This is a genomic window from Hydrogenophaga intermedia (assembly GCF_000723405.1).
Lineage (GTDB): Bacteria > Pseudomonadota > Gammaproteobacteria > Burkholderiales > Burkholderiaceae_C > Hydrogenophaga > Hydrogenophaga intermedia.
Window position 1 is genome coordinate 65373 of the sequence record NZ_CCAE010000007.1, and the last position, 15549, is coordinate 80921.

21 protein-coding genes are annotated in these 15549 nt (G+C 64.8%); all 21 read left to right on the plus strand.

What is annotated here, in order from left to right:
- Positions 1-203: 203 nt before the first annotated feature.
- The 21 genes from BN948_RS06910 to BN948_RS07005 all read left to right on the plus strand — a co-directional run bounded on the left by BN948_RS06910 (position 204) and on the right by BN948_RS07005 (position 15289).
- Complete coding sequence (locus tag BN948_RS06910; protein WP_009518765.1) at positions 204-545, plus strand: helix-turn-helix domain-containing protein; 342 nt, start codon at positions 204-206, stop codon at positions 543-545.
- A gap of 84 nt (positions 546-629) precedes the next feature.
- Positions 630-1481, plus strand: a complete 852-nt coding sequence (locus tag BN948_RS06915; RefSeq protein ID WP_009518764.1) for an ImmA/IrrE family metallo-endopeptidase — start codon at positions 630-632, stop codon at positions 1479-1481.
- A 25-nt stretch (positions 1482-1506) separates the two neighbouring features.
- On the plus strand, positions 1507-3342 hold the full coding sequence (locus tag BN948_RS06920) for a DUF262 domain-containing protein (protein ID WP_009518763.1): 1836 nt from the start codon (positions 1507-1509) through the stop codon (positions 3340-3342).
- Positions 3343-3366: 24 nt separating this feature from the next.
- Positions 3367-4218, plus strand: coding sequence for an OST-HTH/LOTUS domain-containing protein (locus BN948_RS06925; protein WP_009518762.1), 852 nt, complete (start codon positions 3367-3369; stop codon positions 4216-4218).
- An 87-nt stretch (positions 4219-4305) separates the two neighbouring features.
- A complete protein-coding gene (locus tag BN948_RS26060) occupies positions 4306-4521 on the plus strand; it encodes a hypothetical protein (protein ID WP_009518761.1) in 216 nt (71 codons plus the stop codon).
- On the plus strand, positions 4518-4988 hold the full coding sequence (locus BN948_RS06930; RefSeq protein WP_009518760.1) for a DUF2924 domain-containing protein: 471 nt from the start codon (positions 4518-4520) through the stop codon (positions 4986-4988). The genes BN948_RS26060 and BN948_RS06930 overlap by 4 nt, the downstream gene beginning before the upstream one ends.
- A complete protein-coding gene (locus tag BN948_RS06935; protein WP_009518759.1) occupies positions 4985-6406 on the plus strand; it encodes a recombinase family protein in 1422 nt (473 codons plus the stop codon). The genes BN948_RS06930 and BN948_RS06935 overlap by 4 nt, the downstream gene beginning before the upstream one ends.
- On the plus strand, positions 6403-6867 hold the full coding sequence (locus BN948_RS06940) for a hypothetical protein (protein WP_009518758.1): 465 nt from the start codon (positions 6403-6405) through the stop codon (positions 6865-6867). The genes BN948_RS06935 and BN948_RS06940 overlap by 4 nt, the downstream gene beginning before the upstream one ends.
- A 174-nt stretch (positions 6868-7041) precedes the next feature.
- Entirely contained in the window at positions 7042-7317 is a 276-nt protein-coding gene (locus BN948_RS06945) for a helix-turn-helix transcriptional regulator (protein ID WP_009518757.1), read from the plus strand.
- Positions 7318-7328: 11 nt separating this feature from the next.
- Positions 7329-7808 carry a hypothetical protein gene (locus BN948_RS06950; protein ID WP_009518756.1) on the plus strand — a complete coding sequence of 160 codons (480 nt, stop codon included), beginning with the start codon at positions 7329-7331 and terminating at the stop codon, positions 7806-7808.
- Positions 7809-7810: 2 nt separating this feature from the next.
- Positions 7811-8092: a hypothetical protein gene (locus BN948_RS06955; RefSeq protein ID WP_009518755.1), complete on the plus strand. Its 282-nt coding sequence runs from the start codon at positions 7811-7813 to the stop codon at positions 8090-8092.
- Positions 8093-8094: 2 nt separating this feature from the next.
- Positions 8095-8853, plus strand: coding sequence for a BRO-N domain-containing protein (locus tag BN948_RS06960; RefSeq protein ID WP_009518754.1), 759 nt, complete (start codon positions 8095-8097; stop codon positions 8851-8853).
- Entirely contained in the window at positions 8853-9707 is an 855-nt protein-coding gene (locus BN948_RS06965) for an ATP-binding protein (protein ID WP_009518753.1), read from the plus strand. The genes BN948_RS06960 and BN948_RS06965 overlap by 1 nt, the downstream gene beginning before the upstream one ends.
- Positions 9708-9712: 5 nt before the next feature.
- Positions 9713-10354 carry a hypothetical protein gene (locus BN948_RS06970; RefSeq protein WP_009518752.1) on the plus strand — a complete coding sequence of 214 codons (642 nt, stop codon included), beginning with the start codon at positions 9713-9715 and terminating at the stop codon, positions 10352-10354.
- Positions 10355-10363: 9 nt separating this feature from the next.
- A complete protein-coding gene (locus tag BN948_RS06975; protein WP_009518751.1) occupies positions 10364-10846 on the plus strand; it encodes a DUF6511 domain-containing protein in 483 nt (160 codons plus the stop codon).
- The gene (locus BN948_RS06980) at positions 10843-11577 is read left to right on the plus strand and encodes a PD-(D/E)XK nuclease family protein (RefSeq protein WP_009518750.1); all 735 of its coding nucleotides are present in this window, start codon (positions 10843-10845) and stop codon (positions 11575-11577) included. The genes BN948_RS06975 and BN948_RS06980 overlap by 4 nt, the downstream gene beginning before the upstream one ends.
- On the plus strand, positions 11574-11801 hold the full coding sequence (locus BN948_RS06985) for a helix-turn-helix domain-containing protein (protein WP_009518749.1): 228 nt from the start codon (positions 11574-11576) through the stop codon (positions 11799-11801). Before BN948_RS06980 ends, BN948_RS06985 begins: the two co-directional genes overlap by 4 nt.
- On the plus strand, positions 11794-14076 hold the full coding sequence (locus BN948_RS06990; RefSeq protein ID WP_009518748.1) for a phage/plasmid primase, P4 family: 2283 nt from the start codon (positions 11794-11796) through the stop codon (positions 14074-14076). Before BN948_RS06985 ends, BN948_RS06990 begins: the two co-directional genes overlap by 8 nt.
- Before the next feature lie 140 nt (positions 14077-14216).
- Complete coding sequence (locus tag BN948_RS06995; RefSeq protein ID WP_009518747.1) at positions 14217-14693, plus strand: crossover junction endodeoxyribonuclease RuvC; 477 nt, start codon at positions 14217-14219, stop codon at positions 14691-14693.
- A gap of 1 nt (position 14694) precedes the next feature.
- Positions 14695-14898: a hypothetical protein gene (locus BN948_RS07000; RefSeq protein ID WP_009518746.1), complete on the plus strand. Its 204-nt coding sequence runs from the start codon at positions 14695-14697 to the stop codon at positions 14896-14898.
- Positions 14891-15289 carry a DUF6362 family protein gene (locus tag BN948_RS07005; RefSeq protein WP_009518745.1) on the plus strand — a complete coding sequence of 133 codons (399 nt, stop codon included), beginning with the start codon at positions 14891-14893 and terminating at the stop codon, positions 15287-15289. The genes BN948_RS07000 and BN948_RS07005 overlap by 8 nt, the downstream gene beginning before the upstream one ends.
- The last annotated feature ends 260 nt before the right edge of the window (positions 15290-15549 follow it).

A 15549-nucleotide genomic window follows, 5' to 3' on the forward strand; every position in this document is an offset into this window, starting at 1 on the left:
TCTGCGACCGGGGATCGGGCTGCACGGGCCAGCGACAGGGCTTCTGAACTCGCACCCCGTAGAAGTAAAGCTGCGAGATACAAGGGCGATTCTGCCCCTCGCATTTCCGCTTGTCAATCAATGGGGCACTTGTGGCACTCCGTGGTATCTTGTGGCTATACTTGCGGGCTTGATCGACATTTACCCCTGACGGGAGCAAATTGATGGCTTCGGCATTCGGAGCACGCCTGCGGCGCTTGCGCGAGGCGAAGAAACTGACCCTGCAACAGGTCGCCGACGCGGTCGGCTGCACCAAGGCCTACATCTGGGAACTGGAAATGAAGGACGGGCAGCGTCCGTCCGCAGAACGGATTCAGGCCATCGCCAAGGTGCTGGGCGTGACGATGGAAGACGTGATGGGCACACCCATGGAGCAGGCACCCGACGCCAGCCCCGAGGACGTGGCGTTCTTCCGCGAGTACGCCGGGATGACGGAGGAAGAGAAAAAGAACTATCAAGACGTCCTCAAGATGATGTTCTCCCGCAAGGAAAAAGACGGGGACTGACGATTGAGCGCAGCGCAGCCCCTCACTGGTTCCATCGCCGCCAACACCGTCCAGAAATGGTTGCGTGCGTGGTACAGCACGGGCATGCCCGACGCCATCGATCTCGAAGTCGTCCGGCAGATGCTGCCGACCACTCCCTACGGCACCGGCGTTCGTGAGATCAGGCCGCCGGTGCAGTTCAACGACGATGCCTTCGAAGGCATGCTGGCGCGCGACCCCAATGACCACGAGGTGTGGGGTATCGCCTACAACGGCAAATCGCGTCCCGAACGTCAACGCTTCACCATCGCCCACGAGCTGGGCCACTTCATCCTGCATCGCAGTCGGCAGCAGAGCTTCAACTGCGACAAGCAGAGTGTCCACACCGGCATCGACACGCTCCGCGACATCGAACGGGAGGCGGATGACTTCGCCAGCAACCTGCTGATGCCCGGCGATCTGCTGCGCGCGTGGATTTCCAGCCAGCGCATCGACTTCCACGTCCTCGGCGACATCGCCAAGCGTTTTCAGGTCTCGCTGGAGGCGCTGTGCATCCGCTACATCAAGTTCACGACGGAACGCGCCATCCTCGTCTATTGGGACAACGGTTATGTGAAGTACGAGTGGCGCAGCGGCAGCGCGAGGAGAACGCGGGCGCGCATTCGGCGCAACGGCGATCCGGCGGAACCGCCATTGGGCACTCTGGCTGCCGATGCCAGCATCACGCAGGAATGGGACGGCACGGAGATGTCCGCCGCGATCTGGTGTCCAGAAGAAGCGCAGCACATGAAGCTGCGCGAGTTCAAACACACCTTCGGTGCGCGTGATCGCGTCCTCACGCTGCTCCTGCTCGAAAGCGCCGAGCCGCGCTCGTGGGATCGGTCGTGGCAGGACGAGGAGAGCTTCGACAGCTTCGATCAGTTCGTGACGAACGGGCAGTTGCCGGATCGGCGATAGATTTGAACGACCCAGGAAAAAGAACATGGCCCGCATAGAAAACCACAAATACAGCATCGAGGAAGCCTTCCGGGAGTGCTTCTACATCGTCCCGGACTACCAGCGCGAGTACGTCTGGACCGACAAGGAAGTGCATCAGCTGCTGGAGGACATCGGCGAGCAGATTGATGCGGGCACGACGCGGGAATACTTCATCGGCACCGTGCTGGTGTCGCCCACCGAGCAGAAGAACCATTACGAGGTGATCGACGGCCAGCAGCGTCTGACCACCTTCTTCCTGCTGCTGTGCGCGCTGAAGCATCTGTTCCAGGGCGAGCCGCAGCGGCAAATGATTTCCGGGCTGATCTCGACCAGCTATGTTGACAGCGACGGCGAGGTGCGCACCAACCTGAAACTGGAGCCGCGTTACGAAAGTGCGGGCGAAGTGATGGCCAAGCTGGTGGATCTCGACGCCGATCCTATGGCCGTGCGCGCAGGCATTCAGGCGGCAGGAATTGCCAGCTTCGGCTCGCTGGAGAACCTGGTCAGTGCCTACGGCACGCTGTATCGCTACCTGAAGGACAACTACGACGACACGCCCAAGCTGAAGAAGTATTGGGGTTACTTGGCCAACAACGTGGTGTTCATTCAGATCTCCACCGACGTCAGCAGCGCGCTGAAGATTTTCGAGACCATCAACGAGCGCGGCGTGGGCCTGAACCCGATGGACTTGCTCAAGAACCTGCTGTTCACGCAGGTCAAGCAAGCGCAGTTCACCCAGCTCAAAGATGAGTGGAAGAAGATCACCAAGCCGCTGGAGAAGGAGAAGGAAAAGCCGCTGCGTTTCCTGCGCTACTTCCTGATGGCCAACTACGTCATCAAGAACGAGCGCGGCGATGCGGTGGTGCGCGAAGACGAGATCTACGACTGGTTCATCGCCAAGGACAACGCTGCGCTGTGCGATTACGCGGGCAAGCCCTTCGAGTTCGTCCGCAAGGTCATCCGCAACGTCGAGCACTACCTCGCCTTCGCCAATGGAATGGGCAACGATGGCAAACCGAGCCTGGCGATGGACAGCCTCAAACGGCTGGCCGGTGGTGCGTTCAGTTTGCACTACGTCCTGTTGCTGGCGGCGGCGAATTTCCCCAAGCCGCTGTTCGATCACTTCGTGGCGCAGCTGGAGAGCTTCCTCTTCTATTACATCTTCACCAAAACGCCGACCAAGGATCTAGAACGCAGCTTCTCTCAATGGGCCGACGAGCTGCGCGCGATTGCTGACGCCAGCGATCCGGTGAAGCAGAAGGTGCAGCTCAACGCCTTCGTCGCCGACCGCTTCGAGAAGAACATGGCTGGCAAGTCGCAGGAGCTGGCCGACGCCCTCAAGCGTTTCACGCTGTACTCGATGCAGCAGTACCGCACGCGCTACCTGCTGGCGCGGCTGACGCAGCACGTCGAGATGGCGTTCAGCGGCCTGAAGACCCCGGGCAGTCTGGAGCCCTTCACCAAACTGGAAATCGAGCACATCCTGCCCGACAACCCGAAGGCGGAACTGCGCGCCACGTGGGCGGCAGAGAACCCGAATGCCGTCTACGACGACTACAAGAATCGCCTCGGCAATCTGACCTTGCTGGAAAAGCCGATCAACATCGTCGCGGGCAACGACTTCTACACGGCCAAGCAGGTCGAGTATGGCAAGAGCGGCAACTACCTGACCCGCAGTCTGGAGGCGCTGACCGACGTCGGACAGAACACATCCGTTTCCCGGATCAACGCCAAGCTGGCTGCATTTCCTGCGTGGAATGCTGCATCCATCGAGAAGCGCCACGGACTGCTGATCACTTTGGCGCAGGATGTCTGGAAGACGTCGCCCATCGACGTCTGATCGGCAATCGCTGCCGATTCATCCATGACGACATTGCCCGCCGATGATGCGCTGACGATGCAGCAACGTGAGGTTCAGCGATTGCTGGGCCGCTGCTTGCTGCGTCTGCAGCAGTACGAAAAGTTGATGAAGGCCATCGTGGCCCACCACGAAATCTCGGCTGCTGGATCACCGCTGGCGTCGGATCAGGAGCAGCGCATCGCGGATGCCGCCAGCAAAACGCTGGGCACCTTGGTCGGCACACTCCTCGGTTCGTATGTCACCACCGACGAGGTGGAAGCTGCTTCCGAGTCCGATGCACGCGACGACATCATCTCGTTCAAGGTAAAGATGAATCTGCGCATGTCGGTTGAGGATTACGACAGGACGCAGAACGAGTTGAAGGAACTGGTGCTGCTACGGAACAACCTGGTACATCATTTCATCGACCAGCACGACCTTTGGAGCCTGGACGGATGCCGTGGCGCGCATGACACCCTGACGGCCGCCTATGTCCGCATCGATCAGCACTTCGAGCAACTGCGGGGCTGGGCTGAACACATGGATCAAGCTCGACGGTTGGCTGCAGAATTCGCCCAGTCCGATACCTTTCATGATCTGGTCATCCACGGCATCGCACCGGATGGTTCGGTGGATTGGCCTGCTGCAGGGATCGTGCGCGCGCTGCGGGAGGCCGCCGCCGAATTGGCCGTCGAGGGCTGGACGCCGGTTGCCTCGGCGGGACGCTGGATCGTAGATCGGCTCCCTGAACACCTGCCAGCCAAATACGGCTGCAGCAGTTGGCGGCAGGTCGTGCACGAATCTCGCCTGTTCGAGCTTCGATATCGTGATGTGGGCGGCCAGCGTGCGGCTTGGTATCGAGCCAAGCAGACATAGCCAGCCCCGCGTATTCCCGCCAAATCGCGTTACGCGAAGTGCCTTCGGTTCATAGCATGAGCAGCGTTTTCCATCGAAACGCCTGCCATGTCCGAACGCGAACCCTTCTCTATTTCCCCGCCGTCTGACCGGCCTCGGCACCCGCAGCAGGAAGTTGCCGACCTGCTGGCCGCAGCACTGCTGCGCCTGCGCGCGCGTCCCGCCAGCCACACCCTCGAAAACAGCGAGCGCGTTCGCCTTGGCTTCTCCGGCCAACAGCGCGTGAATGCGAACCCCGATCACCACTACGGAGTTCGCCCATGACGGCACACGCACCACCACCCGCCACCACGGTCGCCGCCCAGGTCGCCGGAATCCCCCATCTGTCGATGGGCGATCTCTGGGCACTGTGGGACGAGCATTTCGATGAACGGCCCGGCCACCACCATCGCGGCTGGCTGGAGAGCCGACTGGCCTACAAGATTCAGGAGCACGCCTTCGGCGGCCTGAAACCCTCTCTGCGCAAGAAGCTCGAAGAGGTCGGCGAAACCGGCATCCTGCCGAAGCAGTTGCGCGGCGACAGCCAGCGCCTGCTGCCCGGCACCATCCTCACGCGCATCTACGACGACGTCGAGCATCGCGTGCTGGTGCGCGGCACGGGCGACTTCGAGTATCAGGGGCAACGCTTCAAGAGCCTGTCCGCGATTGCGGGCCACATCACCGGCAGCCACTGGTCTGGCCCGGTGTTCTTCGGCCTGAAGACGCCCGCCACGAAGAAGGTGACGGCATGAGTTCCCCGCGCGCTCATTCCCTGCCGACGGTCACGCCGAAGAAGCGTTGCGCCGTCTACACCCGCAAATCCACCGACGAAGGGCTGGATCAGGAATACAACAGCCTCGAAGCCCAGCGCGACGCGGGCCTCGCCTTCATCGCCAGCCAGCGGCACGAGGGCTGGATCGCCGTCGGCGACGGCTACGACGACGGTGGCTACTCCGGCGGCAACATGGAGCGCCCGGCGCTGCGCCGCCTGATGGCCGACATCGAGGCCGGGAAGATCGACACCGTGGTCGTCTACAAGATCGACCGCCTGACGCGCAGCCTGCCGGACTTCGCCAAGCTGGTCGAGGTGTTCGACCGCAACGGCGTGTCCTTCGTCTCGGTCACGCAGCAGTTCAACACCACGACCTCAATGGGGCGGCTGACGCTGAACATCCTGCTGTCCTTCGCGCAGTTCGAGCGCGAAGTCACGGGCGAGCGCATCCGCGACAAGATCGCGGCGAGCAAGGCCAAGGGCATGTGGATGGGCGGCGTTCCGCCCTTGGGCTACGACGTCGTCGAGCGCAAGCTCATCGTCAACGAACGCGAGGCGGCGCTGGTGCGCGACATCTTCCGGCGCTACGGCGAGCATGGCTCGGCGGCGCGACTGGTGCGTGAACTGGACATCGAAGGCCACACCACCAAGGCGTGGGTGACGCAAACCGGACGGCAGCGACCGGGGCGCACCATCGACCAGCAGTACCTGTTCACGATGCTGCGCAACCGCATCTACCTCGGCGAAATCTCCAACAACGGCCAGTGGTACGAGGGCCAACACGAAGCCATCGCCACCCCGGCGCTGTGGGATGCGGCGCACGCCTTCATCGAACGGCGCAAGCAGGCTCCGCGCGAACACGCCGCCAAGCATCCGGCGCTGCTGGCGGGCCTGCTGTTCGCGCCCGATGGCCAGCGCATGCTGCACTCCTTCGTCAAGAAGAAGAACGGGCGGCAGTACCGGTACTACGTTCCCTACCTGCACAAGCGACGCAACGCGGGTGCGAGCCTGTCGCCCCATACTCCGGATCGGCCGGACGTCGGCCATCTGCCCGCCGCCGAAATCGAGAACGCGGTGCTGGCGCAAATCCACGCGGCGCTCTCCGCGCCGCAGATGCTGATCGCGGTGTGGCGATCCTGCCAGCAGCATCCTGCAGGTAGCAAGCTCGACGAGGCGCAGGTGGTCGTGGCCATGCAGCGCATCGGCGACGTGTGGGCGCAGTTGTTCCCCGCCGAGCAGCAACGCATCACGCGGCTGCTGATCGAACGGGTGCAACTACACGCGCAGGGGCTGGACATCGTCTGGCGCGAGGACGGCTGGATCGGGTTCGGGGCCGACATCGGCGCGCACCCGCTTGTCGAAGAAGCCCGCGCGCAGGCCGAAGAGGCGCTGGCATGAACACCACGGCGAACCCGCGCAAGCGCACCGTCCACATCGAGGTCAGTACCGATGCCCGCAGCTACGTCAGCGGCGGTCAGCGGGTCACGCTGGTACCGTTGACGATCAAGCACCGCCAGAACCGCAAACTGCTGATCCCGCCCGCCCCCGACGCCACTGGCGCGGCAGGCGGCTTCGACGCGCCGATGATCAAGACGCTCGGCAAGGCCTTCTACTGGAAGCGGCTGATCGACGAAGGCGTCTATCCGACGACCGCAGATCTGGCGCGCGCGCTGAAAGTGGAGACAGGCTGGGCGGCCGAGGTACTGCGCATGACCATGCTGGCCCCGGACATCGTCGAGGCGATCTTCGAGGGCCGCCAACCCCGGCATCTGAACCTGCACACGCTGCGCGGCCGCCAAGACCTGCTGCCTCGAGATTGGGGCGAGCAGCGTCGGCTGCTGGGCTTCACCGACGCCTGAACCCCGTCCCCGATTTCCGCTGACGACGGCGAGCCATGTGCTCGCCGTTTTCGTTGGCGCGGGCGGATTGGCGAACCCGAAGTTTCCGCGTGGTTCGCCATTGCGTCCCTTCAAGGTTCGCCACCCGAAATTTGGAATGACACCTGTTCCTCAACAACGCAACAGGAGCGTTCCATGCAGACATCAGCAAGCAGTATCCCCCGGTCGCCCTCAACGGCGAATTCTCAGGCGATCAACAGCCTTTCACCCGGCGACCGCCGGGTGCTGAACGAAAACGAACTGGCCCAGCGATGGGGCGTCAGCCCCAAGACGCTGCAACGCTGGCGCAGCGAAGGTCGTGGCCCGCGCTACCTGAAGCTGTCCAAGCGCGTCGGCTATCCCGTGGACGCCGTCATCGAGTTCGAGCGCGACGCGCTCCACGACTCGACGTCCGAACGCGCCGCGGTTTGAGGAGCGATGCCATGAACGACATCACCCTCTTTCCCGCCGACATCGCCGCGATGTCCGTCAGCCAGTTGGCCGCACTGCCCGCCGCGCAGAAGGCCGAGATCGACAAGAACCTCGACGAAGCCCTCGACTGGCTCAAAAAGGCGCGTACCAAGTTCGATGCGGCGCTCGATGCTGCCTACGGCGAACAGGCCCGCACGGCACTGCGCGATTCCGGCCGCGACTTCGGCACCGCGCACATCGACGACGGCGCGCTGCACATCAAGTTCGAGTTGCCCAAGAAGGTCAGTTGGGATCAGAAGAAGCTGGGCGTCATCGCCGCCCACATCGTGGCCTCCGGCGAGAAGGTCGAGCACTTCCTCGACGTGAAGCTGGCGGTTTCCGAATCGCGCTTCACCAACTGGCCGCCGTCGCTCCAGCAGGAGTTCGCCGCCGCTCGAACGGTCGAGCCGGGCAAGCCGTCTTTCACCCTCTCTCTCGATTCGGAACACTGATCATGAGCACCAGCCTCATCGCTTTGCTGCGCGAGCAGCTGCCGTCCATCTACGGCGATTCCCTGCCGAGGGAGATCCACTACCGCAACGCCGACGGCAACTTGATCGCCGTCGCGCTCGAAGTGGCCACGGTGGACGAACTGGCCTTTGCCATCCAGACCGCCAACGCAGAAGCCTTGACTCTGAGTCGTCGCCGCAACGCGCTGGAAGACCTCCACGCCGAAGCACGCAAGCGTGCCGCACGCGGTGCCGACCGCATCGCCGACGTCGCTTGGGAGGGCTGATCATGAGCGCGATCATTCCCTTCCAGTTCGAGGCGCACGCCGTGCGCGTGCAGGTCGATGATGCGGGCCTGCCGTGGTTCAACGCCAGCGACGTCTGCGACGCGCTGGAGATGGGCAACCCGTCTCAGGCGGTCAAGTCCCATGTCGATGCAGAGGATCTCCAGAAATTGGAGACCCTTACGACAGGTGGTCGCCAGCGCCAGAACCACGTCAACGAATCCGGCCTCTACGCCCTGATCCTCGGCAGCACGAAGGACGCCGCGAAACGCTTCAAGCGTTGGGTGACCGGCGAGGTGCTGCCAGCGATCCGCAAGACCGGCAGCTACGCCGTCCCCGGCGCGCTGGCGGCCTTGCCCGCGCCGACCCACGACCGCGTGTCCGCGATCCTGCTGATCGGCGAGGCCGTGGCGAAGGTGCCGGGCGTGAAGCCGGGCATCGCGGCGGCAGCGACGCTGACCTGCATTCAGGAGAACACCGGCATCACCACCGAGGTGCTGCGCCGCGCGCTGCCGTCGGCCAACGAGCCGATCTGCGCCCTGAACGCCACCCAGCTTGGCAAGCTGCTGAACCGCTCGGCCAAGGCCACCAACCAGTCGCTGGCATCGCACGGCTTCCAGTTCCGAAACGACCGCGACGAATGGGAACTGACCGAGGCCGGTGAAGCCTGGGCCGAGGCCATGCCGTACTCGCGCAACGGCCATAGCGGCTATCAGATCCTCTGGAACCCTGCCGTCGCCGAGCAGTTGAAGGAGGCCGCGTGATGAGCCTCCCCATCATCTCCGCGCAGCAGCGCATGGCCGAACGCAAAGGCGTGAAGCTGCTGATGTTGGGCAAGTCCGGCATCGGCAAGACCACCCGGCTCAAAGACCTCGACCCGGCCACCACGCTGTTCCTCGACATCGAGGCGGGCGATCTTGCCGTGGCCGACTGGCCGGGCGACACCATCCGTCCGGCATCGTGGCCGGAGAGCCGCGACTTCTTCGTGTTCCTTGCGGGCCCGGACAAGTCGCTGCCGCCGGAGAGCGCTTTCTCCCAGGCGCACTACGACCACGTCATCGAGAAGTTTGGCGATCCGACTCAGCTCGACCGCTACCAGACATTTTTCCTCGACTCGATCACGCAGCTGTCCCGCCAGTGCTTTGCGTGGTGCAAGACCCAGCCGGGCGCGGTCAGCGACCGTACCGGCAAACCGGACATGCGCGGTGCCTACGGGCAGCTTGGCCAGGAGATGGTCAGCGCCTTGACCCACCTCCAGCACGCACGAGGCAAGAACGTGGTGTTCGTGGCCATCCTCGATGAACGGCTCGATGACTACAACCGCAAGGTGTTCGTGCCGCAGATCGAAGGCAGCAAGACCAGCCTCGAACTGCCTGGCATCGTCGATGAGGTCGTGACGCTGGCCGAGATCAAGGCCCAGAACCCGGATGGCAGCGACAGCAGCTTCCGCGCCTTCGTCACCCACACCCTCAATCCCTACGGCTTCCCGGCCAAAGACCGCAGCGGTCGCCTCGACCTGCTCGAACCGCCGGACTTGAACGCGCTGATCGCCAAGTGCGCAGGCACGCCCGTGCCCGCCAGCACCGCCATTCCCAAATCCCACGAATCTCAGGAGTAATCGCCATGACCACGCAGAACTGGAACGACTTCAACGACGCCGAGCAGCAGCAAGGCTTCGACCTCATCCCCAAGGGCACCATCGTCCCGGTGCGCATGACCATCAAACCCGGTGGTCACGATGACCCGTCGCAGAACTGGACGGGCGGCTACGCCACCCAGTCCTTTGACACCGGGTCGGTCTATCTCGCCGCCGAATTCGTGGTGACTGCAGGCAACCACGCCAAACGCAAGATGTGGTCGAACATCGGCCTGTACTCACCAAAGGGGGCAACCTGGGGCCAGATGGGGCGCACGTTTATCCGCGCTGCGCTCAACAGTGCCCGCAACGTCCACCCGCAGGACAACAGCCCGCAAGCCTCTGCCGCACGCCGCATTCAGGGCTTCCATGAACTGGACGGCATCGAGTTCCTCGCACGCGTGGACGTCGAGAAGGATGCCAAGGGTGGTGATCGCAACGTCGTGAAGCTGGCGGTCGAACCCGACCACCCCGACTACGCCAAGTTCATGGGCGTGCCGCCCAAGACCAAGACCGGCGGCGGTAACTCCGGCGCTCCGGCACAGGCCGCGCCTTCGTCCTACGCCACCGCCACGCCCGCCGCAGCGCAGCGCGCGCCGGTGACCGGCAAGCCCGCGTGGGCGCAGTGAGGGAGGCGAATGAAATGCTGGGTCTGCAAACGACAGGCGCGCGGCTACGGCCACACGGATGGCCGGTTCCAGACCGCCGATCCGCGCCGCTACGTGATGGACTGGGTGTTCTGCTCACGCCGCTGTCAGGACGCCTTTCACGCGCTCTATGGCAACTGGACGCGCGTGCAGGAAGGGCGCACGCCCAAGACGGAGGTCGCCATGATCGATCCGTCTGATGTCGAGCTGGGCGCGATGCGCAAATGCCTGAAGGCCTTCGGCGAGGCAGCGGGCGAGATTGGTTTCGGCAAACCGCTGGGCGACTACGCCGAAGCCGAGGCGCTGCGCGTCATCGACGCCATCGTCACCTGCTACACGGAGGCGATGGTCGAGCACCACGAGGTGACCAAGTACCCGCCTGTGCGCGGCATGGAGCCGACGCCCGATCCGTTCGGCTTCTCCGATCTGGAGGACAAGGAGTTCTGGGACGAGCCAAAGGGGAAGAAGCCATGATGGACTTCAATTCCTCGGCCAGCGTCTCCGGCCAGATCACGGCACTGATCGACATCGGGATGCAGCGCATGCGCGAGCAACAACCCGCACGCGACTATCTCGGTGCATCGCGTCTGGGCATCGAGTGCGAGCGCGCCTTGCAGTTCGAATACGCCAAGGCTCCCGTGGATCACGGGCGCGACACCGGTGGGCGGATGCTGCGCATCTTCGAACGCGGCCACGTCATGGAGGACTGCATGGTGGCGTGGCTGCGCGGCGCGGGTTTCGACCTGCGCACGCAGAGACCCGACGGCGGCCAGTTCGGTTTCTCCGACGCGCACGGTCGGCTGCGCGGTCACGTCGATGGCGTACTCGTCGACGGGCCGGAGGGCTTCCGCTATCCCGCGCTGTGGGAGAACAAATGCCTCGGCGCGAAGGCGTGGCGCGAGCTCGAAGCCAAAGGCCTCGCGGTCGCCAAACCGGTGTATGCGGCGCAGGTCGCGCTGTATCAGGCGCACCTGCAACTGCACGAGCACCCGGCGCTGTTCACCGCGATCAACGCCGACACGATGGACGTCTACGTCGAGCTGGTGGACTTCGATCCGTCGCTGGCACAGCGCATGACCGACCGCGCGGTCAAGGTCATCTCCGCAACCGAAGCCGGTGAGCTGCTGCCGCGCAACTTCAACGACCTCACCCATTTCGAGTGCCGCATGTGCGCGTGGCAAGACCGCTGCTGGAGTCCGACATGAACCACACCCCTTTGAATCAGGTGCTCGGCGAGCAATTCATCGACGCGCGCCAAGCGGCGCTGATGTTCAATCTGCCGACCTACTGGCTCTCGCAAGCCAAGGAACGCCAGCAGCGCCGCATTCCGCACTACCGCGTCGGCAAGCTCGTTCGCTTCAAGCCCAACGAACTGGAAGCGTGGATCGTCGCGCAGCAGCCCTCCGACGAGGAGGCTGTGGATGCTTGATTTCAACGACACGCACACCCCTGTTCCTCGTGACCTCGGCGCCGAACGCGAAGCGATCCGCGCCGAACTGCTGGCGCGGCTGGAATCGATGCTGGCCGCACTGTTTCCGGCAGGCCGAAAGCGCGGCGGCAAGTTCCTCACCGGCGACGTACTCGGCAGTCCGGGCGACAGTCTGGAGATCGTGCTCGATGGCGACAAGGCGGGCCTGTGGACGGATCGCGCCACGGGCGACGGCGGCGACATCTTCGCGCTGATCGCCGCCCACCACGGCATCGATGCCCACGCCGGCTTCCCGCGCACGCTCGACGCGGCGACCGAACTGCTCGGACGTGCTCCGATGGCGCTGGCGCGCAAATCGAAGAAGGAAGCGCCCGTCGACGACCTCGGCCCGGCCACCGCGAAGTGGGACTACCTCGACGCCTCCGGCAAGCTGATCGCGGTCGTCTACCGCTACGACCCGCCCGGCAGGAAGAAGGAGTTCCGCCCGTGGGACGCGCGCCGCCGCAAGATGGCTCCGCCCGATCCGCGGCCGCTCTACAACCAGCCGGGCATGGCCAGCGCCGCGCTGGTGGTGCTGGTCGAAGGCGAGAAATGCGCGCAAGCGCTGATCGACGCAGGCATCGCCGCCACGACCGCGATGCACGGCGCGAACGCCCCGGTCGAGAAAACCGACTGGTCGCCGCTGGCGGGCAAGGCCGTGCTGGTCTGGCCCGACCGCGACAAGCCGGGCTGGGAGTACGCGACGCAGGCGGCGCAGGCCATCCTGTCGGCGGGCGCGAAGACCTGCCACATTCTGTACCCGCCCGAAGAAGCGGCGGAAGGCTGGGACGCGGCGGACGCCGTGGCCGAAGGCTTCGACGTCGCGGCCTTCCTCACCCACGGCCCGCGCCTCCAGATGCACGACATCGACGAGGATGCCGCGCCGGTCGTCAGCAGCGACGAATCGGTGTGGGGCACCGAAGATGCGCTGGCGCTGGCCTTCACCCGGCGCTACCACCGCGACTGGCGCTACGTCGCGGCATGGGGACGCTGGCTGGTGTGGGACGGGCACCGCTGGCGCACCGAGGACACGCTGGCGGCGACCGACCTGATCCGCAGCGTCTGCCGCCACGCCGCCGTCCACGCCGACAACCCGAAGATCGCCGCCAAGCTCGCCACCTCCGGCACGGTCGGCGGCGTCGAACGGCTGGCGCGCGCGGATCGCAGGCACGCGGCCACCACCGCCGAATGGGACGCCGATCCGTGGCTGCTCAACACGCCCGGCGGTGTGGTCGATCTCAAGACCGGCAGGCAGCGCACGCACGACCGTGCCGACCGGATGACCAAGATCACCACGGCCACGCCCGGTGGCGACTGCCCGATCTGGCGGCAGTTCCTCGCCGAGGTCACGGGCGGCGATGCCGAGCTACAAGCCTACCTGCAACGCATGACCGGCTACGCGCTCACCGGCTCGACGCAGGAGCACGCGCTGTTCTTCCTCTACGGCACGGGCGCGAACGGCAAGTCGGTGTTCGTCAACACGCTGGCCACGATCTTGGGCGACTACGCGGCCAACGCGCCGATGGACACGTTCATGGAGACGCGCACCGACCGGCATCCGACCGACATGGCGGGTCTGCGCGGCGCACGGTTCGTCGCCGCCATCGAAACCGAGCAAGGGCGGCGTTGGGCCGAGTCGAAGATCAAGAACCTCACGGGCGGCGACAAGATCTCCGCGCGCTTCATGCGGCAGGACTTCTTCGAGTTCTTCCCGCAGTTCAAGCTGTTCGTCGCGGGCAACCACAAGCCCGCCATCCGCAACATCGACGAAGCGATGAAGCGGCGTCTGCACCTGATCCCGTTCACGATCACCGTGCCGCCCGAACGCCGCGACAAGCATCTCCAGCAGAAACTCTTGGCCGAGCGGGACGGCGTCTTGGCGTGGGCGGTCCAGGGCTGTCTCGACTGGCAGCGTCTGGGTCGGCTCGATCCGCCGCAGCAGGTGCTCGAAGCGACCGAGGAGTATTTCGAGGCCGAGGACGCGCTGGGCCGCTGGCTCGACGAACGCTGCGTGCGCGACGCCAACGCGAAATCGCTGACCGCCGAACTGTTCAACGACTGGAAGCAGTGGGCCGACTCCGCAGGCGAGTTCATCGGCTCGCAGCGCCGGTTTTCCGACCTGCTCATCACCCGTGGCGTCGAGAAGTGGCGCAACACGGCGGGCGTTCGCGGCTTCCGTGGCATTGGCCTCAAGAACCCGCCCATGCCCGCTTACACCCCATACGCCGACGACTGACAGCCATGCCGACGCATCCGACTGACACATTTGACGCACTACGTCGTAACTTTCCCCGCGCGGGCGCGTGCGCACGTCTCATGGGAGTTTCGATACCGAGTGTCGGATGCGTCAGTCCTCACCGAACGAGGAACGCAACCATGACCACCACCATCCTCGCCCTCGACTTGGGCACCACCACCGGCTGGGCGCTGCGCGGCAGCGATGGCCACATCACCAGCGGCTCCGAGAGCTTCCGCCCGCAACGCTTCGAAGGCGGCGGGATGCGCTTCCTGCGCTTCAAGCGGTGGCTCACGGAACTGAAGGCCGCGACCAGCGGCATCGACGCGCTGCACTTCGAGGAGGTGCGCCGCCACGTCTCGACCGATGCGGCGCACGCCTACGGCGGCTTCCTCGCCACCCTCACCGCGTGGTGCGAGCACCACCAGATTCCGTATCAGGGCGTGCCGGTCGGCACGATCAAGAAGCACGCCACGGGCAAAGGCAACGCAGGCAAGGAGGACGTGATCGCTGCCGTCCGCGCGCGCGGTCACGCCCCGTCCGACGACAACGAGGCCGACGCGCTGGCGCTGCTGCACTGGGCCATCGCGCAGCACGATCTGGAACGGAAGGTGTGAGATGAAGATTCCCACGCCCACCTATCGCTGTCCGCTGGCCCGCGTCCAGCCCGAGACCACCGACCTCGAAGCGATGAAACAACGCGGCTGGCGCGACCAGCACATCCTCGTCGTCAATGCCACCGACGAACGCCCCGACTTCATCGAGCGGGAGTTCATCCGTCGCCTCGGCGAACGGCTCTACGGAGGGACACGTCATGGCTGACCGTCGAACCTCGTGGACGATTGACGACGTGGCGGCGCGCTTCGAGGAAGCGGCCAGCACCGGGCGTCGCCTGCCACCCGTGCGGGTACAGGGCTACTTCAACACGTGGCCGATCATCGTGCGCAAGGAGTGGGAAGCCTTTGCCGCCGACGAGCACGTCTACCGACCGTTTCCTCCGACCCCGGACGCCATCGACCGGATGCTGGAGACGATGAAGTGGGTGCAGTGGCTGGAGGTCGAGCAACGGCATCTGGTGTGGATGCGCGCCAAGCGGTACGGCTGGCGCGACATCACCATCCGCTTCGCCTGCGACCGCACGACGGCATGGCGGCGCTGGCAGCGCGCCTTGCAGACGGTCGCCGAGCAGCTCAATGGCGTTGTCGTCGCGTAGTGATTTGGCGTGATTTGGCGCGCGTGGTCTGCAATGCGAGTGCATCGGCGGGCATCAGCGGTTTTTGAGCGTGCAACAAAAACCGGCTCCCGAGCGTAGTATTCAGTCCATGCTCGGGATCAGTGACGAAGAAGCCACAGTCGCTTCAAAGCCACGCTCCCGAGGCGAAATGGGCCCTTCCTGCGGAATAACCCATGCGGGGGGCGCGAGCGCGACGCTTTCCTAGCGTCAGGGTGCGAACCAAGGTTCGCACGGTTCGC

Coding starts and splice junctions, on each gene's coding strand:
- BN948_RS06965 (WP_009518753.1), top strand. CDS start 8,853: ATGAGCCTCCCCATCATCTCCGCGCAGCAGCGCATGGCCGAACGCAAA.
- BN948_RS06925 (WP_009518762.1), top strand. CDS start 3,367: ATGACGACATTGCCCGCCGATGATGCGCTGACGATGCAGCAACGTGAG.
- BN948_RS26060 (WP_009518761.1), top strand. CDS start 4,306: ATGTCCGAACGCGAACCCTTCTCTATTTCCCCGCCGTCTGACCGGCCT.
- BN948_RS06990 (WP_009518748.1), top strand. CDS start 11,794: ATGCTTGATTTCAACGACACGCACACCCCTGTTCCTCGTGACCTCGGC.
- BN948_RS06975 (WP_009518751.1), top strand. CDS start 10,364: ATGAAATGCTGGGTCTGCAAACGACAGGCGCGCGGCTACGGCCACACG.
- BN948_RS06980 (WP_009518750.1), top strand. CDS start 10,843: ATGATGGACTTCAATTCCTCGGCCAGCGTCTCCGGCCAGATCACGGCA.
- BN948_RS06945 (WP_009518757.1), top strand. CDS start 7,042: ATGCAGACATCAGCAAGCAGTATCCCCCGGTCGCCCTCAACGGCGAAT.
- BN948_RS06995 (WP_009518747.1), top strand. CDS start 14,217: ATGACCACCACCATCCTCGCCCTCGACTTGGGCACCACCACCGGCTGG.
- BN948_RS06960 (WP_009518754.1), top strand. CDS start 8,095: ATGAGCGCGATCATTCCCTTCCAGTTCGAGGCGCACGCCGTGCGCGTG.
- BN948_RS06910 (WP_009518765.1), top strand. CDS start 204: ATGGCTTCGGCATTCGGAGCACGCCTGCGGCGCTTGCGCGAGGCGAAG.
- BN948_RS06955 (WP_009518755.1), top strand. CDS start 7,811: ATGAGCACCAGCCTCATCGCTTTGCTGCGCGAGCAGCTGCCGTCCATC.
- BN948_RS06930 (WP_009518760.1), top strand. CDS start 4,518: ATGACGGCACACGCACCACCACCCGCCACCACGGTCGCCGCCCAGGTC.
- BN948_RS07000 (WP_009518746.1), top strand. CDS start 14,695: ATGAAGATTCCCACGCCCACCTATCGCTGTCCGCTGGCCCGCGTCCAG.
- BN948_RS06920 (WP_009518763.1), top strand. CDS start 1,507: ATGGCCCGCATAGAAAACCACAAATACAGCATCGAGGAAGCCTTCCGG.
- BN948_RS06915 (WP_009518764.1), top strand. CDS start 630: ATGCCCGACGCCATCGATCTCGAAGTCGTCCGGCAGATGCTGCCGACC.
- BN948_RS06940 (WP_009518758.1), top strand. CDS start 6,403: ATGAACACCACGGCGAACCCGCGCAAGCGCACCGTCCACATCGAGGTC.
- BN948_RS07005 (WP_009518745.1), top strand. CDS start 14,891: ATGGCTGACCGTCGAACCTCGTGGACGATTGACGACGTGGCGGCGCGC.
- BN948_RS06950 (WP_009518756.1), top strand. CDS start 7,329: ATGAACGACATCACCCTCTTTCCCGCCGACATCGCCGCGATGTCCGTC.
- BN948_RS06985 (WP_009518749.1), top strand. CDS start 11,574: ATGAACCACACCCCTTTGAATCAGGTGCTCGGCGAGCAATTCATCGAC.
- BN948_RS06970 (WP_009518752.1), top strand. CDS start 9,713: ATGACCACGCAGAACTGGAACGACTTCAACGACGCCGAGCAGCAGCAA.
- BN948_RS06935 (WP_009518759.1), top strand. CDS start 4,985: ATGAGTTCCCCGCGCGCTCATTCCCTGCCGACGGTCACGCCGAAGAAG.